This window comes from Rhizobacter sp. P3_B12 (assembly GCF_056402895.1).
In genome coordinates this window covers 1-6,016 of record NZ_JBFUGN010000321.1, presented here as the reverse complement: position 1 = coordinate 6,016, position 6,016 = coordinate 1, and the positions used below count along the sequence as shown (strand labels likewise).

Annotated in this window: 6 protein-coding genes; 2 read left to right on the top strand and 4 right to left on the bottom strand. The window is 68.2% G+C overall.

Features of this window, described 5'->3' with window-relative positions:
- Nucleotides 1-633 (top strand): urease accessory protein UreG (ureG, locus tag AC1D01_RS17250; RefSeq protein ID WP_477868343.1); only part of this gene is annotated, 633 nt, incomplete at its 5' end.
- 22 nt (nt 634-655) lie between these two features.
- Here ureG and AC1D01_RS17245 read toward each other — a convergent pair.
- The 4 genes from AC1D01_RS17245 to AC1D01_RS17230 are packed head-to-tail and all read right to left on the bottom strand — an operon-like array spanning nt 656 to nt 3,786.
- A complete protein-coding gene (locus AC1D01_RS17245) occupies nt 656-1,669 on the bottom strand; it encodes a S49 family peptidase (RefSeq protein WP_477868341.1) in 1,014 nt (337 codons plus the stop codon).
- Nucleotides 1,670-1,692: 23 nt separating this feature from the next.
- Nucleotides 1,693-2,103 (bottom strand): Rieske (2Fe-2S) protein, encoded by a 411-nt coding sequence (locus tag AC1D01_RS17240; RefSeq protein ID WP_477868339.1) that lies wholly within the window; start codon nt 2,101-2,103, stop codon nt 1,693-1,695.
- 4 nt (nt 2,104-2,107) lie between these two features.
- Entirely contained in the window at nt 2,108-2,770 is a 663-nt protein-coding gene (locus AC1D01_RS17235; protein ID WP_477868337.1) for an HAD family hydrolase, read from the bottom strand.
- Nucleotides 2,767-3,786: an RluA family pseudouridine synthase gene (locus AC1D01_RS17230; RefSeq protein ID WP_477868336.1), complete on the bottom strand. Its 1,020-nt coding sequence runs from the start codon at nt 3,784-3,786 to the stop codon at nt 2,767-2,769. Before AC1D01_RS17230 ends, AC1D01_RS17235 begins: the two co-directional genes overlap by 4 nt.
- Nucleotides 3,787-4,424: 638 nt before the next feature.
- Here AC1D01_RS17230 and AC1D01_RS17225 point away from each other — a divergent pair.
- On the top strand, nt 4,425-6,016 hold a 1,592-nt coding region (locus tag AC1D01_RS17225), incomplete at its 3' end, for an Rne/Rng family ribonuclease (protein ID WP_477868335.1).

The window sequence follows — 6,016 nt, the reverse complement described above, 5'->3', positions numbered from 1 at the left end:
CTGCACACCATCCCCCACCGCACCAAGAAACTGCCACCGCTGCGCGTGGGCGTGGGCGGGCCGGTCGGCTCCGGCAAGACCACGCTGGTCGAGATGCTGTGCAAGACGATGCGCGAGCGCTACGACCTCGTGGTCGTCACGAACGACATCTACACGAAGGAAGACCAGCGCCTGCTGACAGTGGCCGGCGCGCTGGAGGCCGAACGCATCATGGGCGTCGAGACCGGCGGCTGCCCGCACACCGCGATCCGCGAGGATRCATCGATCAACCTGGAGGCGGTCGACCGCATGCTCGGCAAGTTCCCCGACGCCGACATCGTGTTCATCGAATCCGGCGGCGACAACCTCGCCGCCACCTTCAGCCCCGAGCTGAGCGACCTGACGATCTACGTGATCGACGTCGCGGCCGGCGAGAAGATCCCGCGCAAGGGCGGCCCCGGCATCACGAAGAGCGACCTGTTCGTGATCAACAAGACCGACCTCGCGCCGCACGTCGGTGCCGATCTGTCGGTGATGGAGGCCGACACGAAGCGCATGCGGCCGAACCGGCCCTACGTGATGAGCAACCTGAAGACGAACGCCGGTCTCGCCGAGGTGGTGGCCTTCATCGAGAAGAAGGGGATGCTGGTCTGAGGCGCCGCCGTCTCAGGGCACGCTAGCGCAGGTTGAGCGTGCTCTGCAGCGCGCGCACCGCACCGGCGCCGATCGACGCGCCGAAGCGCTTGGCCAGCCGCTCGGCGACGTTGTCGCGCGGCGTGTAGTCGATCACCTCCTCGGCCTTCACGACCTCGCGCGCCACCATGTCGAGGTTGCCCAGGTGGTCGATCAGGCCCATCTCGAGCGCCTGCTGGCCGTTCCAGAACAGGCCGCTGAAGGTGTCCGGCCCGATCTTCAGCCGCTTGCCGCGGCCTTCCTTGACGACGCCGATGAACTGCTGGTGGATCTGGTCGAGCATCGCCTGCGTGTAGGCGCGCTGCTTCTCGCTGACCGGCGAGAATGGGTCGCCGATGCCCTTGTTCTCGCCCGCGGTCTGCAGGCGGCGCTCGACACCCAGCTTCTCCATCGCGCCGGTGAAGCCGAAGCCGTCCATCAGCACGCCAATCGAGCCGACGATCGAGGCCTTGTCGGCATAGATCTCGTCGGCCGCGACCGCGATGTAGTAAGCGCCCGAGGCGCAGGTCTCCTCGACCACCGCGTACACCTTCTTCTGGTGCTTGGCCTTCAGCCGGCGGATCTCGTCGTTGATGATGCCGGCCTGCACCGGGCTGCCGCCCGGCGAGTTGATGCGCAGCACGATGGCCTGGGCGCCCTCGTCCTCGAACGCGTTCTTCAGCGCGCCGACCAGCAGCTCGGCGCTCGCCTCGGTGTCGGACGCGATCTCGCCGCGCACCTCGATCAGCGCGGTGTGCGGCCCGCTCGGCGTGGCCGCGTGGTTGCGCGCCGTCAGCAGCGCCCACGCGATGACCGCGAACACCAGCAGCCAGCTCCAGCGGAAGAACAGCTTCCAGCGGCGGTCGCTGCGGCGGTCCTTGAAGAAGGCGCGGGCCAGTTCCTCGACGGTTTCCTCGACCGATGGCTTGGCGGGGGCGGCGGCCACCACGGGGGCGGGTGCAGGCGGGGGAACAGGCGCGGCAGCGTCGGGCGAGGGCAACTCGTCGTGCGGATTCATGCAGGGCTTTCGGCGGCCTTCGTTCAGTCTTCGAAGGCGGGTTGGATGTCGCGCGAAGGATACCAATAGACCTCGCCGGCCTCTTCCTCGACGCGCAATTCGGTCAGCTTGCCGCGGCCGCACGGCCCGGCGACGCAGCGGCCGTTCAGCGGGTCGTAGGCCGCACCGTGGATCGAGCACAGGATGAATTCGCGGCCGCTGTCGAGGAACTCGCCGGGCTGCCAGTCCATCTCGGCCGGCACGTGCGCGCAGCGGTTCAGGTAGGCGACGACGCGGCCCTCGAAGCGCAGCGCGAAGGCGCGCGTCGGCTCGCGGTATTGCAGCACGTCGAACACCAGCGCCTGGCCCTTCTCAGGCAGTTGCGCCGCGGCGCACAGGTGGCGCCGCGCGGCCGGCTCGGGCATCAGCGGCGGCAGGCGTGACGGTGGCAGCACCGGCTCAGCCATGGTGGCCCAGCCACTCGCCCAGTTCGGGCACCGAATGCGCGACGAAGCGCGGCGCGTAGCTGTCGAAGGCGGCCGGTTCGTGCGCCCCGTAGCTGACGCCGATGCAGGCCACGCCGGCATTCACCGCCATCTGCAGGTCGTGCGTGGTGTCGCCGATCATCAGCGTGCGCTCGGGCGCGACGTCCAGCTCGGCCATCAGCTCGAACAGCATCTGCGGGTTCGGCTTGGATGCGGTTTCGTCGGCGGTGCGGGTGGCATCGAAATGGCGGGCCAGGTCGGCCGTGCGCAGCGCCTCGTCGAGCCCGCGGCGCGATTTGCCGGTGGCCACGCTCAACCAGTGGTTGCGCGCCTTCAGCGCGGCCAGCATCTCCAGCGTGCCGGGGAACAGCACGATCTCGTGCTGGCGCGCGAAGTAGTGGTGGCGGTAGYGGTCGGCGAGCGCCGGGTACAGCTCGCGGCTGAGGCCCGGCGCGGCATGCTGCAGCGCCTCGGCCAGCCCGAGGCCGATCACGTAGCTCGCATCCTTGTCGCTCGGCACCACGGTGCCCACGTCGGCGCAGGCGGCCTGGATGCAGCGCGCGATCAGCGTGGTCGAGTCGAACAGCGTGCCGTCCCAGTCGAAGGCGATCAGGTCGAACTGGCGAGGGCGGGTCATGACGGCAGGCTCTGGAGGAATGCACTGCATTCTGCCGGCAATGGCGCCTCGAGTTCGATGGCCTCGCCGCTCGCGGGGTGCTCGAAGCGCAGCCGCCGCGCATGCAGGAACATGCGCTCGAAGCGCGCACCCTGCACCGCCTCGCCGCGCGCCAGGGCCTTGTTGACCGCGAAATCGCCGTACTTCTCGTCGCCGGCGATCGGGTGGCCCTCGTGCGCCAGGTGCACGCGGATCTGGTGCGTGCGGCCGGTCTTGATCGTCACGTCGAGCAGCGTGAAGCCGGCGTAGGCCTGCGCGATGCGCACCAGCGTGATCGAGCGGCGGCCGTCCTCGTTGTCCTCGTCGACGGCGCGCACGCGGCGCTCGCCTTCGCCGGTCAGGAACTTGTGCAGCGCCACGTCGATGACCTTGCGCGAGGCCGGCCAGGCACCGATCACCAGCGCCGCATAGGTCTTGCCGGTCTCGCGGCTGCGGAACTGCTCCTGCAGCGCGACCAGCGCCGAGCGCTTCTTCGCGATCAGCAGCAGGCCGGAGGTTTCCTTGTCGAGCCGGTGCACCAGCTCGAGGAAGCGCGCCGTCGGCCGCGCCTGGCGCAGCTGCTCGATGACGCCGGAGCTGACACCGCTGCCGCCGTGCACCGCAACGCCGGCCGGCTTGTTCAGCGCGATCAGGTGCTCGTCCTCGAACACCACGGGGAACTCGCGCGCCGGCGCGGGCGGCACCGCCGACGGGTCGGCCATGCGCACCGGCGGCACGCGCACCCGATCACCGATCGCCAGCCGCGTGTCGGCGGCGGCACGCCCCTTGTTGACGCGCACCTCGCCCGAACGGATCACGCGGTAGACGTGGGTCTTGGGCACGCCCTTCAGCAGCTTGATCAGGAAGTTGTCGAGCCGCTGGCCCTCGGAGCCTTCATCGATCTCGACCGTCTGGACGGCCGGCGCAGCCGCCTCGGCCGGCCCCCTCACCGCGGTGCTTGCCGGCCGACCTGCTTTGGCCCCTATAATGCGTTGCACCACGTTGTTGTCGTAAGTGTTTGATTTTTCTGAGTTTAACGTCGATGGCGTTGAACCGGCACGAACGACGGCGGTGGTGGTCGGGCCCGAGGGTCCGGCCAACAGGTGATGCAACATGCCCGGCTCGCGGTAGGCCCCGTCCCCATGCGACGAGGCGGCACGCAGCCCGGCATGGCAGAGAAACAAAGAACGAACCCCTGTCAAAAAGGTTTCCAGGCAGGAGACATCGAAGCGGGGTCCTCGCCTACCGGCGGCGACCCTGGGTCTTCAGCCTCCTGCCCGCGCCCAGCAGTCATTGCGGAACATGTTCCCGGCTCCCACCCCCCACCACTGCCCACCGTGTGCCTTGCGCGCCGTACCCCGGCCTCGTGCCTGCGGGTTTGCGCTGGCCGGCCGTGCCGGGGTCGAGCCTCGAACACCGGCCTCGTGCCCCGCAGCGCCCGCTGTCTCGCATGCGCCAACGCTGCCTGACCGGCCGATCCACTGATCGATCCCGCGTCAACGCAGTCCAGGGCGATTCCTTCCGGTTCATCCACGTTTCTCGTGCATCGATGAGTCGCCCCTGAAGTTTCAGAGGCGGCATGTTGAGTGGCTGCCACTCGCGCACAACACGGCGCGGTGGCGGCGAAGGAGCGCACATGAAACGCATGCTGATCAATGCGACGCAGCCCGAAGAGCGTCGCCTCGCGATCGTCGACGGCCAGAAGCTGCTGGATTTCGAGACCGAGATCGAAGGCCGCGAGCAACGCAAGGGCAACATCTACAAGGCCGTCGTCACGCGCGTCGAGCCCTCGCTCGAAGCCTGCTTCGTCGACTACGGCGAAGACCGCCACGGCTTCCTGCCGTTCAAGGAAATCTCGAAGAACTACTTCCGCGACGGCGCTGACGTGCGCAACGCGCGCATCCAGGACGCCATCCGCGAAGGCGACCAGCTGCTGGTCCAGGTCGAGAAGGAAGAGCGTGGCAACAAGGGCGCTGCCCTCACCACCTTCGTCTCGCTGGCCGGTCGCTACCTGGTGCTGATGCCCAACAACCCGCGCGGCGGTGGCGTGAGCCGGCGCATCGAGGGCGAGGATCGCGAGGAGCTGAAGGAAAACCTCGACCAGCTCGAGTACCCGAAGGGCATGAGCCTGATCGCCCGCACCGCCGGCATCGGCCGCAGCGCCGCCGAGCTGCAGTGGGACCTGAACTACATGCTGAAGCTGTGGACCGCCATCGACGGCGCTTCGCAGGGCGGCAAGGGTGCGTTCCTGATCTACCAGGAGTCGTCGCTCGTGATCCGCGCGATCCGCGACTACTTCACGTCGGATGTCGGCGAGATCCTGATCGACACCGACGACATCTACGACCAGGCGATGCAGTTCATGAACCACGTGATGCCGGAATCGGCCGCACGTGTGAAACGCTATCGCGACGACGCCCCGCTGTTCTCGCGCTTCCAGATCGAGCACCAGATCGAGACCGCGTTCTCGCGCACGGTGAACCTGCCGTCGGGCGGCGCGATCGTGATCGACCACACCGAGGCGCTGGTCTCGGTCGACGTGAACTCGGCCCGCTCCACGCGCGGCAGCGACATCGAGGAAACCGCGACCCGCACCAACCTGGAAGCCGCCGACGAGATCGCGCGCCAGATGCGGCTGCGCGACCTGGGCGGCCTGATCGTCGTCGACTTCATCGACATGGAAGAGTCGAAGAACCGCCGCGAGGTCGAGACCCGGCTGCGCGACGCGCTGCGCCAGGACCGCGCCCGCGTGCAGTTCAGCTCGATCAGCAAGTTCGGCCTGCTCGAGCTCTCGCGCCAGCGCCTGCGCCCGGCGCTGAGCGAAGGCAGCCACATCACCTGCCCGCGCTGCAACGGCACCGGCCACATCCGCGACACCGAATCCAGCGCGCTGCAGATCCTGCGCATGGTCCAGGAAGAGTCGATGAAGGACAACACCGCCGCCGTGCATGTGCAGGTGCCGGTGGAGGTGACCTCGTTCCTGCTGAACGAGAAGCGCACCGAGATCACGAAGATCGAGCTGAAGCAGCGCATCACCGTGCTGCTGGTGCCGAACAAGCACCTGGACACGCCGAACTACAAGCTCGAGCGCCTGCGCCACGACGACCCGCGCCTGGAGAACCTGCAGGTCAGCTACTCGATGATCGAGGAGCCGGACGACGAGGTCGGCATCACGCGCCGCGAGAAGGCCAAGGCCAAGCAGGAGCCGGTGATCAAGGGCATCCTGCC

Excerpts from the sequence above, each read along its gene's own strand:
- AC1D01_RS17245 (WP_477868341.1), bottom strand. The coding sequence starts at position 1,669 with ATGAATCCGCACGACGAGTTGCCCTCGCCCGACGCTGCCGCGCCTGTT.